We start from the raw sequence: 19281 nt of genomic DNA on the forward strand, positions 1-19281 counted from the left end.
CATAGTTTTCACCTTTCCTGCAGTTAACTCTGCCCGTTTTATTGAAAACCCACACAATAACGCCATTTTTATCATATAAAGTAAGTAGCTTACTAGTTTTTAGAATGAATTAACGGATGTACCGCTTCGATCTTGAGTCGTCGACATTCAGAGAGAAACTAGGCAGAAAAAAGATGATTAACAAATCCAGATGGGGGAGTTCTTTTGAAAAGTAATACACGAATGCTGTTGTCGACAGTTGCGGATATCGTCATTATTTTTATCGCTGTAACCGGAAGCTGTTATCTGCTCATCGGCCTTCCATTTATGGAATTTACCCGAGAAGCAATATATTTAACACTTCTTTACTCACTCACATTTATTGGAAGTTTTCTATATTTCCATGTGTACAAAAACTTTTGGCGATTTGTGAGCGACCATGATTTTTACCTCATATCTAAATCTTCAATTTTGTCTATTTTAATTTGCTGGAGTTCTCAGATCATTCTACATGAGATTAATGGATTTTCCATCCCAGTCACCTTATTTATCTTAAGCTGGTTTTTTATTGTGTTTGGATTATCCTTCGCTCGAATTGCAGCAAGGATTGTTCACGGATTAAACGAAACCGTGAATACGAATGGAAAACCGACGTTAATTATAGGAGCAGGCAATGCTGGGAGACTTGTACTTAATGAATTAAAAAAATCACATAATTCCCCGCTTTATCCAGTTGCAATAATTGATGATGCGATTGATAAATTTGATTCAGAGATTTTTGGCATTCCCGTTGTGGGCACTCGCCATGATATTCAAAAAGTCATTAAAAAATATGGCATTGAAATGGTGATTATCGCGATCCCTTCTGCTCCGGGGCACGAGATTGCAGATATTGTAAATGTTTGCAAATCAAATCAAATTGATGTTAAAATTTTTCCGCGTATCAATGATCTTATTAACGGCCGGATCACTACCTCGATACGTGAAGTTAAGGTGGAAGACTTACTGGGAAGAGCGCCAATTGAACTTGACCTGGAGTTAATATCAAGCTACTTAAAAAATAAAACTGTGCTGGTTACAGGAGCCGGGGGATCGATTGGGTCAGAGTTATGCCGACAGATTTCCGATTTTAATCCTGCTGTGCTGCTTTTGCTCGGCCACGGAGAGAACAGCATTTACCTGATTGAAAATGAACTCAGAAAACGGCATCCGGAATTACCCATCGTACCTATTATCGGAGACGTTCAGGATCGCAAGCGTATTCAAAGCGTATTTGCCCAGTACAAACCGCAGGTCATCTTCCATGCGGCTGCTCATAAACATGTTCCCCTAATGGAGTATAACCCTACTGAAGCGATCAAGAACAATGTTTTTGGAACAAAAGTGATGGCGGAATGCGCACATGAAACAGGTGCTGAAAAATTTGTGCTCGTATCCACAGATAAGGCCGTTAACCCGACAAGCATTATGGGGGTAACTAAACGTATAGCTGAGCTTTATGTCCAGCATATTAACGCACTAAGCAATACACATTATGCGGTTGTCCGTTTTGGTAATGTGCTCGGGAGCCGTGGCAGTGTCATTCCATTATTTAAAAAGCAAATTTTAGAGGGCGGACCTCTCACCGTTACGCACCCTGATATGACCAGATATTTTATGACCATACCTGAAGCAGTTCAATTAGTCATTCAGGCGGGCGGCCTTGCCCATGGCGGGGAAACCTTTGTTCTTGATATGGGAGAACCCGTTAAAATAAGTGATCTGGCAAAAAACCTTATTACGCTTTCAGGTCTTGTACCCGATAAAGATATATTAATTTCCTACACCGGAATGCGGCCTGGAGAAAAACTTTACGAGGAACTTCTTTCCACTGAAGAAGGAAACAGTTCATCGAAACATGAGTTAATTTTCATTGCCAAACCGGTCGACATTCAAACCTACAATATGCCTGCACATATACAGCGCTTGGAGGAATGCATTCAAGTTAAGGAAAATGAGAATGCCAACCTTAATATAAAAATAGTCTTAAAGGAAATCGTGCCTTCATTTCAGCTGTCTGACAGCGACGGCGATTTGTGAATAACATGAGCAGCTGTTCTTTCTTCCATTCAAAAAACCCCCGGTACAATTTTATGAATCCAATGCAGATTCATAAATGAGGACTGGAGGTTTTTTGTTACTGCTTATATTTATTAATCTGCTGTAAAATTTCATTAAGCTGCTGCTGGTCTTTGGCTGTTAGGTCTTTTTCTGCTTTTAACCCCCCCACTCCATTTGCCACACCGACAATTTGAGCAGGAGTTTTTATCCGGTCAACTACAATATCACCATCATTGCCGATAATGCCGCCAGCAACCAGTCTGGTCTGATTGCGCTTTTCTTCACCTTGTATATTGGTGTAAAAGTCACGGATATAATCGATTAAATAAAGAACTGTATGCGGAAAAGCAGCCCGCACATCCAGGCGGTAGCAGGTAATGGTGCTCTCGTTGGCTTTAAGAATAAATTCAGGACTGAAATTGTTGATTCCGCCGTCAAGCGCAAGTCCCCCTTTTTTTATATAGGAGGCAAAAGAAGGCGGTATGACATTTGAGGAGGAGGTAAAAGAGATTAAGCTGTCTATTTTCAAAAAAAGATCTTCATCCCCTGTGACCAGCTTAATTGAGTTTTTGGAGTATTTAGGGAGCAAATAATTCAGCGTCTTTACAATTTCTTTTGTTTTATCATTATTCCTGGAGCTTAAATAAATATTGCTTCCCCTTTCAGCTAATCGCAGCGCTAACTTTGACCCCAGGTTTCCAGCTCCGTATATCATGATGTTTTTATTGACGAGATCATCATGAAAATGATGCCGCAAAAACAGATCTGCCGCCTCAAGCGTTGTATCATTAGGCTTGTAGGCTATAATGGTAGCTTTTTTTACAATTTTTTTGGCAATGCTCATTAAGTCAATTTCCTTCTTCGATTCAATATCCACAAACAAGAATTGAACGTTAGAATCCAGCAGGGAAAAGCTTTGCGCCGCATTTTCGGGGCTTGTAACCAGAAAATTGATTGCTTCATACCCTAAAGCCGATCTTCTGGGAAGAACAGCAAATTGCTCGGATTCACGGGCTGATGTACCAACCGTTGCAATCCGGCATTCAAAAAGACAGCTGAAGCTCTTTAATTCGCGCTCAATTTTAGATTTAATGTCCACATGATCACCTTTCTTTCCTTCAGGTGCAAGGGTGGAGACTGATTGAGTTTTGTCCAGGTTCAAATACGTCAGCAGCAGGCTGTTTAGAGGAATTAGTTTCTTATTTCACGCAGCAGACAATCAATCACTCTATTTTGCTGATGGGGGGTCAGGTTTGATCCAGAAGGAAGACAAAGTCCGGTTTCAAAAAGTTTATCTGACAGACTTTCATTTTCTATGTGAGGAAAATACTCATATTGTTGATACAACGGCTGCAGATGCATCGGCTTCCACAATCTTCGTGCCTCTATATTTTCATTGTTTAAGGCAGCAATGAGCTGTTCAGGTGATGATTTGATGATGGTGGGATCGATCGTCAAAGCCGTCAGCCATCTTGTGGACCTGCCAAACAATGACTCTGGCATCCACTCAATGCCATTCAGGCCGCTAAATGCTTCCTCATATCGCTTAAACACATTTCTTCTGGCGTCGACCCTGTCATCAAGCACCATCAGCTGACCCCGCCCAATCCCGGCAAGGATATTGCTCATACGGTAATTGTATCCAACTTCACTGTGCTGATAATGTTCAGATCCGTCCTTTGCCTGAGTGGACCAGAACCGGATTTTATCTAATGCCGCCAAATCTTCTGATACAATCATGCCGCCATTTGAGGTGGTGATGATTTTATTGCCGTTAAACGAATAAATGCCGAACTTTCCGATTGTCCCGCTCGCTTTTCCTTTATAGGTAGCACCAAGTGATTCTGCGGCGTCTTCGACGATCGGCACTTGGTATTGATCACAAATTGCTTTGATTTCATCCATATCAGCACTTTGTCCGTATAGATTAACCACCACAACTGCTTTGGGAATCGTCCCCTGCTCCTCGGCCTGAAGGAAAGCACGCTTTAAGGCGGCAGGACTCATATTCCAGGACTCAGGTTCTGAATCGATGAAAACAGGCGTGCCGCCTTCATACAGAATCGGATTAGAACTGGCAACAAAAGTAAAGGACGAACAAAAAACAGTATCTCCCCGTTTGACACCAATTACACGAAGCGCCAAGTGAATAGCTGCTGTTCCAGATGTAACGGCAACCGCTCCGCCGATTCCTGCATAATCTGCGACTTCTTCTTCAAATCGGGTAATATGCGGTCCTACCGGGGCTATCCAGTTCGTATCAAACGCTTCAGCGACATAAAGCTGTTCAGCTGCTCCAAGATGTGGCGGAGAAAGAAAGATTCGCTCATTTTTAGACCCCATACATTTTTTCACTTCTCTTTCTTTGGATGGTCCATCCTTAGTCTAAAGGCTGAAGGGGCTCGCTATCCGCTTGATTAATCTATGTCTAAAGCAATTGGTTTAATTTCTCTTCAATGCCTGCATTTTTAATAATGTTTGACCAGCTGAATGCACGGACAGCCTCTTCGCAAATTCCTTGCGGCTTGCTTTGATCGAGCTGAGTATCCAGGTTTTCCAGGGATTCGTTAATTGTAATAAAATTCATATTCTGCTGTTCCATGAACTGGTTTACCCACTGATAATCTGTGGTAATGATCTTCAAATCCATTGCTAAATACTCCAATAGCTTCGTTGAGGTCTGCAAATTAAATGGATAGGTATCGGGCATATAGTTGATTCCGTAAACAGCCTGTGAAGCATACTTTGGAACATCCTGATAAGGGACATCCCCTGTAAATATGATATTTTCCACTTTACCGAATTCTTTATGGATATGATCAGGGACCGTACCAATCATTAAAATCGTCCGTTTTTCTTTCTGCTCTTTAAAGTGCCGCAATAGTTTTTCAGTCTTTCTTTCCTTTGCCATAGAGCCAATATAAACACAGTCATACAGCTTAACCTGTTCCCGGAAACGAAAAAAAAGATCGTCCACCCCCATGTCCCGCTGAAGCGATTCGACCCCGTCTGTAAAGTTCATTTCAGATTCAACCAGCTGATTTAAAAAAATACGAAGAGCTGGAACTGTATTGATCCTGCGTTTTATTTTATTTTTTAATTTTGGAAATATGCCAGTAGATAAGGAGACATATTCCTGAATAATCGGCACCTCTTTCGTACCGTGTATATCGATCCCCGGAAACGTCCAGACAGCGTCAAAGTCGCGAAGCGTAAACCCATCTATCGCTGAGGAATCGTAAAGCTTATAGTTCAGATCTTTTGAATTAAAATAGTTAATGGATGCATCAATTTGCGGCAGATAGGACTTTGTAGAACGCATCATTACGATTTTTTTCATTTTGTCCCTCCCACTTCCTGTCACCGCCATTTATTAAAGGTACGTTTCATCCTTCTCCCGTTTTCGGATGAATTTTGCAGGGGTGCCATAGGCGACAACATAATCCTCAAAATCTTTTGTTACGGTAGCTCCTGCCCCTATCACTGTATGACTTCCAATCGTTGTTCCATGCAGGACGCGCGCGCCGATAGAAATCGCTGTATTCATTCCGAGTATCGTATTTCCACCTAAATGGGCACCGGGTCCCACACTTGAGTAATCCCCGATGACCGTATCATGGGCCACTGAACCCAGGGTGTTAACAATGCAATGCTCTCCCATTTTCACGTCGCTGTTTACAATTGCTCCTGCCATAATAACAGTACCTGCTCCTATATCGCACCGCGGACTAATATAGGCAGTTGGATGAATCAGCACGATAAATGGAAATTCCTTGTTTTCTCTTTTTATTTTATCGGCAACTTTTTTTCTGCTCCAATTATCGCCGATCGCAATTAAACCTCCATGAATAGGTGCTGTGATCTTGCTGATGCATGAAGTATCACCCAATATCGGGTATCCTTGAAAATGCTTTGAGCGATTGGGGTCATCATCAATTAAACCAAACAGCCTGTAATGGGGAATATGTTCAATTAAATCAATTATTACTTTTGCGTGACCTCCGCAGCCGAACAATATAAGGTTTTTAGCCAAGCTTCACACCACCTGATTCTGAAGGATTATTTTATTGATAATTGTTGATAAATCGTTTCCATTTCCTGAAGAACGATGGGCAGGGAATAATACTGTTCAATTTTTACTCTTCCGTATTCTCCAAACTTTTCAGCCAGCTCCTGATCCTGAAGTAATTCACAGCAGGCATCTGCAAGTCGTCCTGGAGATTTAACCGGTATAAGAAATCCATTTTTGCCGTCCTCAACCAGATCCCTGATGCCTCTTATATTTGAACCGATAACCGGTATTTTCATCGCCATCATTTCCATTACGGAGCGTGGAAGCCCTTCCCGCAGCGATACGAGCAGGCCGATATCCGTAATACTTAAAACAGAAGGAACATCTGATACAAAGCCTAAGCACTTTATCCATTTGCTCAGATTTTTCTTTTCAATGACATCCTTTATTAATTCTTCGTTGCTCCCCTTCCCAATAAGCAAGATGACAAAGTCATCAGATTGCTTCTTTAACCTTTCACAAGCACCTACCACATCGATTTGTCTTTTGTTTTCATTAAATTCAGCGATATGCGTAATCACTTTAGACGTTGAATTAATCCCCAACTCTTTTTTTATCTGGTATCGATGTTGTTGGGAAAAATGAGCAGAGCAAAATTGGTCCGTATCAATTCCCACTCCATGAACATGATCAATCTTTGCTGCGGAAAATAAGTTTCCGGCTTCTTTCAAGTCATCGTTATTGGTAACAATTATTTTGGTTGTTTTAAATGCAGCGATTTTTTCCATAGCCTTGTAGAAGAGATTTTTGCTCCAATGTTCATTTTCATTGAAATGAAATCCGTGGGCAGTGTAGATCGTAATCTGTTTCTTTGTTGATGCCATTCTGGTGAGAAATGATGCAATAGGCGTATGCAGATGGACGATTGGGTAGTCCCTGCACACGCTTTTTATTTCTTTATAAGCCTTGAAATTGTTCCAATCAATCAATGTTCTGCTAAAAGGTACATGATGAACCTTGACACCCAAACGGGTTAAGCATTCAACAGGTCCATTTTCTGTATTTGTCGCAACCCCAACCTCAAACCCTTTATCAAGGAAATATTGAATATGAGGAATCAGGAAGGCTTCCACTGTCCGTGCGATCGTTGTAACAAAGAGAATTTTGTTCCTCATGAGGAGTCTACTTTCTTTTTCTTGTCACCTTTTTTATAAAAAATCAGCGGCAATAATATGGCCATAGCTGCCAGCCTGTAGCGGTAAATCGATCCAATATTCGGCAAACTGAAAGACACAGCAAGAAAAATGGATGAAGCATAAAAGAAAATGATTTTTCCGGTGCTGCTTGAGAAAATTTCTTTGCGGTTTTTCCATATGAAGTAGTAGAGGAAATACCAGCAAAGCATTTCCAGTGCGGAAAGAACATAAATTCCCTGACTGAAAGAAAGCCATTGCCATGGAAACGGCGCAAAAATGGAAAATGGCAGCTGAATAAGCCAGCGGATTTCAGCGGGAAACAACGTTACGATATGAATTCCCGATCCTCCCTCCAAGGCTATTTCATTAATCCGGTCAACTCCCTCTTCCGATGTTGAATTGCCAAATGTTTCAACCACGATGTCACCGGCAGCGGAAGCACTGAATATGCCAATAGCTACAACAAATATCACAAGATTACGAACAAATCTTCCTCTGCCTTTAAGAAACTGAAAAGCCATATAGAGTACGATTGGAATTGCGATCGCCAGTAGAAATTGCGGTCTCATATAACTGATCAATGCAACTCCGCTTGCTCCTATAATTAAATCGCTCAGCCGGACGCTGCGCTTGCTCAAAGAAATAACCAAAAAGCTTGCCAGGACCATCCCGAGTACCACAAATGCATCCTTTAACAGAGAGATGGACCAGAATATCGCACTTGGAAAAAGTGTCCATAACAGAACTGCAGCTAATCCAAATTTCTTACCGCCTACACGGTCACCAATTTCGTAAAGCAGCGGCACTATGATAACGGAAGCCCCTAGGTTAATCAGCTGGGGGATATTCATATCTATGCCAAATAAATTGTATAAAAAACCGACGAAAATGGTATAGGATAGGTTGCCTCTTAACGCATCAAACCATGAATGCGTGGCTAATGCTTTTACCGCGTCCCCATGATAGCTTAGAGCGTCAACATCTCCAGGAAAAAATCCATCCAGGCCGTTTTGATAGGAGTATATTTTTAACCCAATCAATAAAATAAGCCGAACGGATATAGCTGCTAATATAATTTTGATCAGCACGGTTGGATGCTGAAAAAATGTTGATAAGGAAATAGCTAAAAGCGCTGAAAAAAGCACGATTACGCTATAGATCAGCACAGATGGATTGCTAAACGAAACGATCAAACCAAGCAATATGGCAAGGCCGATATAAAAGTACAGCCATTGAAGTTTATCTGTAAAAAATCGGTTATATGTCATTTGATCACCTACCATTCTTTCAAACATAAGACTTATTTATTTTCATTTTTAATACTGGCCAGCTTGTGCTCCAGCAGCTTAATTCCCTGCTGTTTAAAGGAGGAAAGGACATCAACCTTCTTAAAAGAAGCGAACAGAAAGACGATGTACACTCCCATAAACAAAACAATATTCATCAGGAAATGCATGTGGAGAGAAAGGATGCCAAAAAGAAGGCAAACCATCGTAACAAAGGGAAGCAGGATAAGAAAAAAATGGCGAAGATACTCCATCTTTTTTAACCCCATGTCTTTAAAGCACACGAACATTAACATAAGCGGATACAGCATGTAGGAAATAGCTGTACCAAGCGCCACCCCATCTATATAGAAACCCAGACGAATGAACATAAGATTTAAAATCGCATTGATCAATACCCCGCAGCACAGGACCTTCAAATAACTCCATTCCTTATGCACAACCGTTAAATAATGGGCATAAAGCATCGCCCATATATAAAAAAACAACCCAATAATGACGATTCTGGCAGCTGAAATCCCGCTTACGTATTCAGGCATTAACAGCCCCACAAACCAGGGGAATACAAAAAAAGCGGTTCCCAATATTAAAGGGCTGCCATACGACAAGAGAATGGTAGGCTTCAATATGATTGGCATTAACGATTTTTTTTCCCCTGTAGCGCCGTACTGGAAATTAATTTTTGGATACATAACCTGATGAAATACAGCTGGCAGCACCATGATGCCTTGAAAAATAAAGGCAATAATCCCATAATGGCCAACGGATGCCGAATCGAAAAAAGTATAAATCAGGATGCGGTCGAGTGTCGTGAATAAGCTGAGCAGGATCCCGATAAGTGTGATGCGAAAGCCATACGCGAGCATGCTCTTGAACAGCGGTCCATTCCATTTAAGCGGCAGTTTTCTTTTCATCTTTGAACGACTGTAAATAAGGGCGGCAATACATCCAATAAACACGCCTAAAAACAGGCCGTAAATTCCCATGAATACGGCACAAAGAGCCATGACCACATACTGAATGGAACCAATAAAAAGCTGGATGACAGCTACCTTATTAAATCGCTGGCTGGTTAAGAAATAGTGATTATGAAAAAGAACCATATTTTGAAACGGGACTAACAGAAGGGCTAAAATCCCCATAACTGTTTCAGTCATACTCAGCGGAAGGATCAGCAGCACGACAGCACCGATAAATGATCCCCCGGAAGACATCAGCATCCAGGTGTACACGACACTTCTGACTTCATTTGCCTGTTTAAAGCGGCTTTGTCCAAGCAGCCTTGGCACATCCCGGCTGAAGCCATCGAGAATCCCGAACTGCATATAATATCCGTAGACTAAAAACAACGAATAAATCAGCCAAATTCCGTATTCTTCCGGGCCTAATATATTACGGATCCAGATTCCGGTGACAAAAGATACGACGGCCGAGCATGCCGTAACAATAAATAGGATTGAAGGATTTTCTTTATCAGGCTGCATGACCTTTGATAACTCCTTAGCAAGCTAGAGTTGTGGTATCCACTTCTCCCTCCAGATTTTTCTATAGTAATCCTTATTTTTTGTTTCTAATGCGGTCAATAAAGAAGATCAGCCACATGGAGATAATGAGAGCAAGCACGAAAGTAATACCCATAATCACTAAAGGCTGAGGAAAAACAGGATCTTTGCTGACTGTGCCTTTATTCAGAACTTTAGCGTTTTTATCATCCAAATTCATGATGTGTTGAATTTTCTGGTCAAATGAGGCAGCAATGGCATTGGCAATCATTGCAGCTTCCGTAGGATTCGAATGCTGTACCTTAAGCTCAATCATCTGAGAGTCCTGCATATTGGACGTAGAGATATCCTTTCGGTCAAAATCAATCGAATGACCATCATTATTCAGTCTTTTCTGTGCATCCTTCAGGATATATGGGCTTATTAAAATATCCTGATAAGTAGTAACAAGCTTTAGGGAATCATCAATATGAGTTGTTAAAATGGGGCTGGCCTTGTCTTGTTTACCTGCTATTAATATATCCACTTTTGATTCATAGGTTGGTTCAACAACCTGATACGAAATATACCCGCTTGACACAACAGCTGCCACAGTAAAAATAATAACGATCCATAACCGTTTCCATACAATTTGGAAAAAACGTGAAAAGCTTAATTTATCTTCATTCATTGTGTTCTTCCTTTCCTTCATAAACAATTTTTGATTGACCATACGCATTTACTATCTTTTTCTCTGTGGATAGGTCAGCCTGGTTTATAACATCTGTCTGATCATCCCTGGTTCCCGTAAATCTCTCCATTGTTGCCTGATTCTGCTGACTAATGCCTACCGGCCGTATTACCCTGCTGATGGTCATAAAAAAAATCTTCATATCTAACCGAAACGACTGATTTTCCACATACCACACATCTAAGGAGAATTTTTCTTCCCAGTTAATGGAGTTCCGGCCATTTACTTGTGCCCAGCCAGTTACTCCGGGCTTGACGGACAGCCGTTTTTTCTGCTCAGCACTATACAACGGAACATATTCCATTAACAGGGGACGCGGGCCAATAAAACTCATGTTTCCTTTCACTACATTCACTAATTGAGGCAGTTCATCCAAAGAATATCTTCGTATTAATTGTCCAAATGGTGTTAAGCGTTCTTCATCTGAAAGCAATTTTCCATCCTTTGATACCGCATTTGTCATCGTGCGAAATTTGTAAATGGTAAACGCCTCTCCGTCTTTCCCCGCCCGAATTTGGGTGAAGAACACAGGAGATCCAATACGCAGATAGATCATGCAGAAAAGAAAAACAAACAGGGGAAACAATACGACAAGCAGAATGCTAGACAGCGTTAAATCAACCAGTCTTTTCATTACTGACACCTCTCCCCTTTACTATATGGTTATGGATTTCAATCAGTTACAATAAAAAAGAGCCAAAATAAATTCATAGAAAGGCAGAGGATCATGCAGAAAATATTTCATTTAAGTACGGACGCAAGGGATCAAATGATTGATATTACCGAGGAAATTCAGGAGTGGCTGCAGGCAAATAACATTCGCGATGGAGTTGCCGTCGTATCATCACTTCATACAACAGCCGGCATCACTGTAAACGAAAATGCTGATCCGGACGTAAAAACAGACATGCTGATGCGGTTTGACGAAATCTACCCCTGGCATCATCCCGACGATCAGCATGCGGAAGGAAATACCGCTGCCCATCTAAAAACGAGCACCGTCGGTCATGCCCAGACACTAATCATTCAGGATGGGCATCTTCTGTTAGGCACCTGGCAGGGCGTTTATTTCTGTGAATTTGATGGTCCAAGACAGCGGAAATTTGCGGTGAAGGCAATCTAAAACGCATGCAGCCGAAAGAGGAGACCTGGTAATACCTCCAAAAGAGAATTACAAAACAGTAAAGCCGCCGTTCATTCCACATTAATGGAAGGAACAGCGGCTTTACACATTTCATCTAGGATTTTTTAGTTCGGTGACTGGTTTATTGCGTTTTTCTGATTTTTCACATATACCTTTAACTGCTTTACAATGTCTTCATGGCTGTCTTCATTATGCAGAAAATGGAGACCGTATAAATAGTGGTCCAGAAAATACTTTTTCCATACGATTTCACCTTTAAAGCGATAAACTTGATGGTTTAATGTAAAGGTAATGGCGATTACAATTTGATCATTTCTTTCAATAGGAATACTCAAGTCCGTTCTGACTTTCGCTCCCCTTGGACTTAGGTCCATAACTTCCATCTTTCCCTCAGGTGTCCTGACCTGTTTTCCGCTGACATCAGTAATTGAAAAAACAGCATCTAACGGCTGTTTGAATGAAAAGCGGAAGGATTCCTTCATTTGGTGTCTCACTTCGTTCCTCCTTTTGAACTGGAGATTAAATGCCGGTTTAAGTAAAGTATAGCAATCGCTTCATTAAAAAACGAACCCCTTTAAATGAGAGGTTCGTTTTTTCGTACATTATTTCGTATCTTTGATGGATATAGTGCTGCCTTAAGAATATTGTTGTGCTGATTTATAAATGTTTTAACCTTTTCGATTGCAATACCAGCCTGTTTTGCTTCAAACATGAGCTCCATCCACTCATCAATGTCATGATTATTTTCAGCCGTCATTTCGTCATCAGCTCCGCAAATAAAATTTTTTGAACATTACTTTCAGAGTATTTGTGACAGAAAGATGTTTCTAAAGTCCTTGTTTATATTTTCCAGTAGTTGAATACGTATGGCAAGAGCTTTGGGGTGTTTTTTGTACAAGACTTTACGACAAATTCTATTACATTTCATCGACGTTTTCTGCAAACGAATATAATAGAGACACTGACTACTTCTTTAAAGACCGGTTCATTACCGATTCGGACGTTTTCCGCTCCAATGAACCTAAGTATTCAAAGGAATCTGCATAACAAAAAGAATGTCCTCAAATGTGGACATTCTTTTCTATGAGTTTTGTCCCAGCCACCTACTGCGTCTTTATTTTGCCGGTTTTTCAGGTTCAATTTGTTTTTCAACAACATTTTTCATATAATCCTTGCCCCATGTATACATAGAATCCAGTATAGGCATCAGGCTTTCACCATTCTCCGTAAGCGAGTATTCCACTTTAGGCGGAACCACAGGATACACTTCACGGTGGACAATGGCATCTTCTTCTAATTCCCTCAGCTGATTAACCAGCATCCGCTGGGTAATTCCGGGCATAAGTGCCTTCAGTTCGCCAAATCGCTTGGTTCCCTCTTTCCCCAAATGCCATAATATCAACATTTTCCACTTTCCTCCAATAACTGAAAGGGTCAGTTCCTTTTCACAATTAAACACTTTATCATCCATTCGTGACATATCATCCACCTCCTTATACATTATAACAGACAGTATACTTTTTGCACCTACATACATATTCATCAGCATGAACAATATAATGATATAAAAAAACCTCCAAAAGGACGGTTTAGCCGAAACTAAACACCTATGTGGAGGTTTTGTTCTAATCTTTTACGCTTTTACTTTGTCTTTTTTGATCTGTTTGCTTCGAAGCTGTCCGCATGCTGCGTCAATATCAGATCCTTGTTCCACACGAACACCACAGTTAATGCCGCGTTTTAGCAGAATTTCATAAAATTCAACAATGGCTTTTTTGGTGCTTCGCTCATATTGATTATGCTCATCAACCGGATTGTATGGAATAAGATTCACATAAGATAAATGGCGTTTATTGCTCAACAGATTGGCAAGCTGAACGGCCTCTTCCTTATGGTCATTCACATCTTTCAGCATAATGTACTCAAATGTAATTCTGCGATTGGTTTTCTCTAGATAATAATCGATTGCAGGCATTAATTTTTCAAGCGGATAAGCACGATTAATTTTCATAATCTGCGTACGCAGCTCGTTATTTGGTGCATGCAGTGACACGGCAAGATTAATCTGGATATCTTCATCTGCAAAGTCATAAATTTTATCGGCAAGACCGCTTGTTGAAACCGTAATATGTCTTGCGCCGATTGAAAGACCCTTTTGATCATTAACAACGCGGAAGAAATCCATCATATTAGTATAATTATCAAATGGCTCTCCAATACCCATTACGACGATATGGCTGACACGCTCTTCTTTGCCCATTTTATCCAAATGATGCTGGACATTCATGATCTGTTCAACAATTTCACCGCTTGAGAGGTCACGATTTTTTTTCAGCAGCCCGCTTGCACAGAAGGTACAGCCGATATTACAGCCTACCTGAGTGGTGACGCATACCGATAAACCATAATTAAATCTCATTAAGACCGTCTCAATTAAATTGCCATCTTCCAATTTAAATAAGAATTTAATCGTACCGTCTTCCGATTTTTGAACCACTTCTTCTTTCAATGACTGAATATAAAATTGTTCCTCTAATAGCGAAATACAGTCGGCATTAAGATTTTTCATTTGAGAAAAATCCGTTACTCTTTTTTTGTACAGCCAATCCCATATTTGTGCTGCACGGAACTTCTTTTGTCCCTGTTCGACTAGCCAAAGTGTAAGCTGCTCTAGTGTTAATCCATAAATGGATGTTTTTATCATAATAAACCCTCTTTTCAATGTTTGCCTTCCTTACAGGCAAAACGATATCTATTTCACTGACCCGTCGGAAATCTAAAAATCATACCCTGTTAATTTGCATCACCCGTAATTATATAATAAAATTCATTGCATTTAAAGTACTTAGGTACATTTTCCACAAAAACATAGCAAGCCAGCCGATAGCAGAATCGGCTGGCTCCAAAAACATCTTGTTATTTAGCAATAAAATCCAGAATGAATTGATTCACAATACGAGGCTGTTCATGCTGAACCCAATGAGTTGCGTCAACAAGTGTCACATTTGCATTGGCACACTTTTTAGCACTTTCCTCAGCCACCTGCAGGGTTAAAAAAGAATCTCTATATCCCCATATGATTTGAACGGGCAAATCAATGTTTGGGAAAGATACCTGATCCCGCAGACCGCTGCTTAATCCTCTATACCAGTTAATCATTGATCGCACCGCATTGGGCTGAGACCAGGCAGCAGTATATTTATTGATATCGTTCGGCTTAAATGCATTCCCTTCCCCAGATCCCGATAATGATTTTTTCAAAAACTCATAATCATTTGCCTGAAGCAATTTTTCTGGAAGACGCGGGATTTGAAAAAATAGTACATACCAGCTTCGTAATAACTGGCTGGGTGATTTTCTTATAACCTTGCTGAATACCTCTGGATGAGGACTGTTAAGGATAATTAGCTTTTCAACAAATTCAGGACGGGTCGATGCAAGATGCCATGCTGCAATTCCTCCCCAGTCATGGCCGGCTATGATTGATTTATCACGTCCGAAGTGTTTTATTAACCCAATAACGTCATCTCTTAATTCATCCAGCTGATAGCTGCTGACCTCTTCAGGCTTGTCGCTTAGATTATAGCCCCTTTGATCGGGAACCACCACACGGTACCCTTTTTCCACCAGCGGTTCAATTTGATGTCTCCAGCTGTACCAGAATTCAGGAAAACCATGCAATAACACAATAAGCGGACCATCTTCAGGTCCGGCTGTTCCTGTATGTAAGGTAACGCCATTTACTTTTATTTTTGTAAATTCCAATTGATTCATGCTTTTTCCTCCATTCATATTTTTCCTATTGTTTTCTTTACTCTTAAATTGGAGGATGCAAACATTATATTTAACCATAAAAAGAACTGCAGTCAGTGACTGCAGTTCTTATAACTTCAAAAGTATGTGATTTAAAACAATTTGCCACCAAATATGTATTTGGTGGAGACGGTGGGAGTCGAACCCACGTCCAGAAACTTTCACACTTAAGCGTCTACGAGCGTATTCAATCAATTCGCATTTCGCCAGCTCTTATGCCGATTGACAGGCGTCCAAGTGGCTAATCTGATTAGTCTCTTCAGTCGACCTCAGATGGTGGCCGAACAGCGTATCCCACTGATAAGTGAGCCTCATACAGGTCTACATGGGAGATAGACAGGTGAGGCCTCAAGTGCGTATTAGGCAGCTAGAGCTAAATCTTGTTTGTTGTTAACTATTTGTGTTGACGTTGATGACGAAGACGATCCCTCCGGCTCGCGACTCAAGCTCGAATCATTCCTGTCGAATCCGTAACGTCCCCTTGATCAAGGAAGAAAGAGGATATGATCCTTTTTCTTGTACGGGATTCCCGGTAAAAGTCGGGATTGAGTTGCATTGTCGCTTTGAGCGACTACTAACAGTATAACATAAACTGCAATTTTTTCAACCAGTTTGATTACCGCTGACTATCTTTGAATGCCCGGGCAATTTCGCGTTTCGCTTCTTTTTTCTTTAGTGTATCCCGCTTATCATAATTTTTCTTACCCTTTGCAAGTCCAATAAGAACCTTTGCAAAACCGTCTTTTAAATACATTTTAAGCGGCACGATTGAGTAGCCCTGCTGCTTTGTTGCTCCTATTAACTTATTAATCTGCTGGCGGTGAAGCAATAGTTTACGTTCACGCAGCGGATCATGGTTAAACTGATTTCCCTGCTCGTACGGGCTGATATGGGCATTGTTTAAAAAAACCTCGCCATTGCTGATTCTGGCAAATGAATCTTTTAATTGAACACGGCCGTTGCGAATTGATTTGATTTCAGTTCCCCGCAGGACAATTCCCGCTTCATAGGTTTCTTCTATAAAATAATCATGATTTGCTTTCTTATTTTGTGCAACAACTTTTCCTGATCCCTTTGGCATTAGTGGCTCCTCCTTATAGCGAGCAATGCGGCAGTGCTTCCACTGCCGCCCCCGCCTGTATATCTACCGCTTTTTCTTGCGGCTCTTTTGGTTTTTAGTATTTTTATTCGCACTGTTTGAGTTTCCGCCGAAGAATTTGTTTTTCTTCTTTTTCTTCTTTTCAGAAGTGGCAACCGAAGGACGTTCACTGCCGGAGCGCTGCTTTCCGCCGCGCTTGTCAGAAGACCCGGATTTCCCGCGTCCGCCTCCGCTTTGAATGACTCGGGCCGTTTCCCGTCGGTCACGGCGAGGTGTACCTTTCATTCCCACAATTTCAAAATCAATCGCACGTTCATCTTTATTCACATTGACTACACGCACCGTTATTTCATCCCCAATGCGGAATACATTGGCAGTACGTTCCCCAATCATCGCCATATGGCGGTCATCAAAACGATAGTAATCGTCTGTCATATAGCTGACATGCACTAGTCCTTCGATGGTGTTAGGTAGTTCAACAAACATCCCAAAGTTAGTAACTGAACTGATAACACCGTCAAATTCTTCCCCGATTTTATCAAGCATATATTCTGCTTTTTTCAGTTCATCCGTTTCCCGTTCTGCGTCCACAGCACGGCGTTCGCGGCCGGATGTATGGGCAGCAATCTCAGGAAGGCGGTCACTCCACTTTTGCTGTGTTTTTTGATCGACCTTTTTGTTGATCAAATAAGTACGGATCAAACGGTGCACAATCAAATCAGGATATCTTCGAATTGGTGAAGTAAAATGAGTATAAAACTCTGTTGCAAGCCCGAAGTGTCCCAGGCTGTTGTCGTCATATTTTGCCTGCTGCATAGAGCGAAGCATCATCGTGGAAACAACCATTTCCTCTGGACGGCCCGCTACATCATCGATAATTTCCTGCAATGCTCTTGGATGAATTTCATTTCCAGAGCCTTTTACAACAAGACCAAAGTTCGTAATAAAATCAAAGAATCGCTGCAGCTTTTCTTCCTTTGGATCCTCATGAATTCGGTAAATAAACGGCAGGTTCATCCAGTGAAAATGCTCTGCCACTGTTTCATTTGCAGCCAGCATAAATTCTTCAATCAGTTTTTCACCCACTGACCGTTCCCGAATGCCTATGTCGGTTGGGTGGCCTTCTTCATCTACAAATACTTTTGCTTCTTTAAAATCAAAATCGATTGCGCCTCGTCCAAAACGTTTGTCCCGCAATATAGCAGCCAGTTTTTCCATGTCTTTAAACATTGGCACAAGCGTTTCATATTTAGCAATAAGCGCTTCATCATGATCAACGAGGATCGAGTTTACATCGCCATAAGTCATTCGCTCATTCGTCCGTATCACACTTTGGAAAATATCGTGATTGATCACACCGCCGTTTTGATCGATTTCCATTTCACAAGACAGCGTTAATCGATCCACTTTAGGATTCAATGAACAAATTCCATTCGATAATCGATGAGGAATCATAGGGATAACACGATCAACTAAATACACACTCGTTCCGCGGTCATAGGCTTCTTCATCAAGCGGTGAACCTTCTGTCACATAATGGCTGACATCTGCTATGTGAACGCCAAGAAGATAATTGCCGTTATCAAGTTTTTTCAGTGAGATTGCATCATCCAGATCCTTCGCATCGGCACCATCAATTGTAACCGCCACTTCTTCACGAAGATCCCGTCTGCCGTTCAGGTCTTCCGGATCAATTTCATCCGGAACTTCATTCGCCTGCTTTAATACTTCTTTCGGAAATTCAACCTCAATGCCATGCTTATGGATGACAGATAAGATATCCACTCCCGGATCATTTTTATGTCCAAGAATCTCACTAACTTCTCCTTCAGCACTTTTACGTCCATCAGGATAGGCTGTAATTTGAACAATGACTTTATGACCCTCTATTGCCCCTTTGCTTGCATTTTTGGGGATAAAGATGTCACTGGCCATTTTTTTATCATCCGGTATAACAAAACCAAAATTTGAGCTTTCCGTATACGTTCCAACGACCTGTGTCACACCGCGTTCAATGATACGAACAACCGTGCCTTCCTGACGTCCGCCAGAAGATTCTTTTGATACACGCACCAGTACAGTATCGCCATGCATGGCATTGGCGGTTTCGTTTGGCGGAATAAACACATCATTCATATCAGCTTCTTCCGGGATTAAAAAGGCAAATCCTTTTGCGTGGCCAGAAAGCTTGCCGCGTACCAGGTTCATTCTTTCAGGCAGACCATACCGGTTGCTTCGGGTGCGGACGATGCGCCCTTTCTCTTCGAGCAATACTAATGCCTTTACGAGATATTTAAAATCATCTGAATCCTCAATTTTAAAGGATTCCTCAAGCTCCTGAACGGTTAAAGGCTTGTACACCTCATCCCGCATAAAAGCCAGCAGGTCATCCATCATTTTCTTCATATTTTCATCCATTG

General features: G+C 41.2%; 18 protein-coding genes and 1 other RNA gene. 2 read left to right on the forward strand and 17 right to left on the reverse strand.

Annotation, left to right across the window (positions count from 1 at the left end; all coding sequences use genetic code 11):
* Positions 1 to 204: 204 nt before the first annotated feature.
* A complete protein-coding gene (locus E2R51_RS07405; protein WP_240732998.1) occupies positions 205 to 2058 on the forward strand; it encodes a polysaccharide biosynthesis protein in 1854 nt (617 codons plus the stop codon).
* A 97-nt stretch (positions 2059 to 2155) separates the two neighbouring features.
* Here the strand turns inward: E2R51_RS07405 and E2R51_RS07410 are convergent, their stop codons facing one another.
* The 9 genes from E2R51_RS07410 to E2R51_RS07450 form a co-directional block, all read right to left on the reverse strand.
* Positions 2156 to 3178 (reverse strand): NAD(P)-binding domain-containing protein, encoded by a 1023-nt coding sequence (locus E2R51_RS07410; protein ID WP_133376428.1) that lies wholly within the window; start codon positions 3176 to 3178, stop codon positions 2156 to 2158.
* Between the two features lie 92 nt (positions 3179 to 3270).
* A complete protein-coding gene (locus E2R51_RS07415) occupies positions 3271 to 4422 on the reverse strand; it encodes a DegT/DnrJ/EryC1/StrS family aminotransferase (RefSeq protein WP_133376429.1) in 1152 nt (383 codons plus the stop codon).
* Positions 4423 to 4507: 85 nt separating this feature from the next.
* A complete protein-coding gene (locus E2R51_RS07420) occupies positions 4508 to 5419 on the reverse strand; it encodes a glycosyltransferase (RefSeq protein WP_165967167.1) in 912 nt (303 codons plus the stop codon).
* 33 nt (positions 5420 to 5452) lie between these two features.
* Positions 5453 to 6112, reverse strand: a complete 660-nt coding sequence (locus tag E2R51_RS07425) for an acetyltransferase (protein ID WP_133376431.1) — start codon at positions 6110 to 6112, stop codon at positions 5453 to 5455.
* 26 nt (positions 6113 to 6138) lie between these two features.
* Entirely contained in the window at positions 6139 to 7266 is a 1128-nt protein-coding gene (locus tag E2R51_RS07430; RefSeq protein ID WP_133376432.1) for a glycosyltransferase family 4 protein, read from the reverse strand.
* Positions 7263 to 8555: a glycosyltransferase family 39 protein gene (locus E2R51_RS07435; protein ID WP_133376433.1), complete on the reverse strand. Its 1293-nt coding sequence runs from the start codon at positions 8553 to 8555 to the stop codon at positions 7263 to 7265. Before E2R51_RS07435 ends, E2R51_RS07430 begins: the two co-directional genes overlap by 4 nt.
* Positions 8556 to 8587: 32 nt before the next feature.
* Positions 8588 to 10057, reverse strand: a complete 1470-nt coding sequence (locus E2R51_RS07440; RefSeq protein ID WP_133376434.1) for an oligosaccharide flippase family protein — start codon at positions 10055 to 10057, stop codon at positions 8588 to 8590.
* Positions 10058 to 10130: 73 nt separating this feature from the next.
* Positions 10131 to 10745, reverse strand: a complete 615-nt coding sequence (locus tag E2R51_RS07445; protein ID WP_165967168.1) for a YveK family protein — start codon at positions 10743 to 10745, stop codon at positions 10131 to 10133.
* On the reverse strand, positions 10738 to 11439 hold the full coding sequence (locus E2R51_RS07450) for a sugar transferase (protein ID WP_133376436.1): 702 nt from the start codon (positions 11437 to 11439) through the stop codon (positions 10738 to 10740). The genes E2R51_RS07445 and E2R51_RS07450 overlap by 8 nt, the downstream gene beginning before the upstream one ends.
* A 93-nt stretch (positions 11440 to 11532) precedes the next feature.
* On the opposite strand from E2R51_RS07450, the gene E2R51_RS07455 reads away from it, so the two are divergent.
* A complete protein-coding gene (locus E2R51_RS07455; RefSeq protein ID WP_133376437.1) occupies positions 11533 to 11928 on the forward strand; it encodes a secondary thiamine-phosphate synthase enzyme YjbQ in 396 nt (131 codons plus the stop codon).
* A gap of 125 nt (positions 11929 to 12053) precedes the next feature.
* Here E2R51_RS07455 and E2R51_RS07460 read toward each other — a convergent pair whose 3' ends face one another.
* The 8 genes from E2R51_RS07460 to rnr all read right to left on the reverse strand — a co-directional run bounded on the left by E2R51_RS07460 (position 12054) and on the right by rnr (position 19279).
* Complete coding sequence (locus E2R51_RS07460; RefSeq protein WP_133376438.1) at positions 12054 to 12443, reverse strand: PilZ domain-containing protein; 390 nt, start codon at positions 12441 to 12443, stop codon at positions 12054 to 12056.
* Positions 12444 to 12523: 80 nt separating this feature from the next.
* On the reverse strand, positions 12524 to 12706 hold the full coding sequence (locus E2R51_RS07465; RefSeq protein WP_133376439.1) for a hypothetical protein: 183 nt from the start codon (positions 12704 to 12706) through the stop codon (positions 12524 to 12526).
* A 357-nt stretch (positions 12707 to 13063) separates the two neighbouring features.
* On the reverse strand, positions 13064 to 13429 hold the full coding sequence (gene hxlR / locus E2R51_RS07470; RefSeq protein ID WP_133376440.1) for a transcriptional activator HxlR: 366 nt from the start codon (positions 13427 to 13429) through the stop codon (positions 13064 to 13066).
* A gap of 153 nt (positions 13430 to 13582) precedes the next feature.
* Complete coding sequence (rlmN, locus tag E2R51_RS07475) at positions 13583 to 14653, reverse strand: dual-specificity RNA methyltransferase RlmN (RefSeq protein ID WP_133376441.1); 1071 nt, start codon at positions 14651 to 14653, stop codon at positions 13583 to 13585.
* A 212-nt stretch (positions 14654 to 14865) separates the two neighbouring features.
* The gene (locus E2R51_RS07480; protein WP_133376442.1) at positions 14866 to 15723 is read right to left on the reverse strand and encodes an alpha/beta fold hydrolase; all 858 of its coding nucleotides are present in this window, start codon (positions 15721 to 15723) and stop codon (positions 14866 to 14868) included.
* A gap of 160 nt (positions 15724 to 15883) precedes the next feature.
* Positions 15884 to 16243: a transfer-messenger RNA gene (ssrA, locus tag E2R51_RS07485) on the reverse strand.
* 135 nt (positions 16244 to 16378) lie between these two features.
* Positions 16379 to 16843, reverse strand: coding sequence for an SsrA-binding protein SmpB (gene smpB, locus E2R51_RS07490; protein WP_133376443.1), 465 nt, complete (start codon positions 16841 to 16843; stop codon positions 16379 to 16381).
* A gap of 63 nt (positions 16844 to 16906) precedes the next feature.
* Positions 16907 to 19279 carry a ribonuclease R gene (rnr, locus tag E2R51_RS07495; RefSeq protein ID WP_133376444.1) on the reverse strand — a complete coding sequence of 791 codons (2373 nt, stop codon included), beginning with the start codon at positions 19277 to 19279 and terminating at the stop codon, positions 16907 to 16909.
* Positions 19280 to 19281: the final 2 nt, after the last annotated feature.

It is taken from the genome of Jeotgalibacillus sp. S-D1, assembly GCF_004358665.1.
Classification (GTDB): domain Bacteria; phylum Bacillota; class Bacilli; order Bacillales; family Jeotgalibacillaceae; genus Jeotgalibacillus.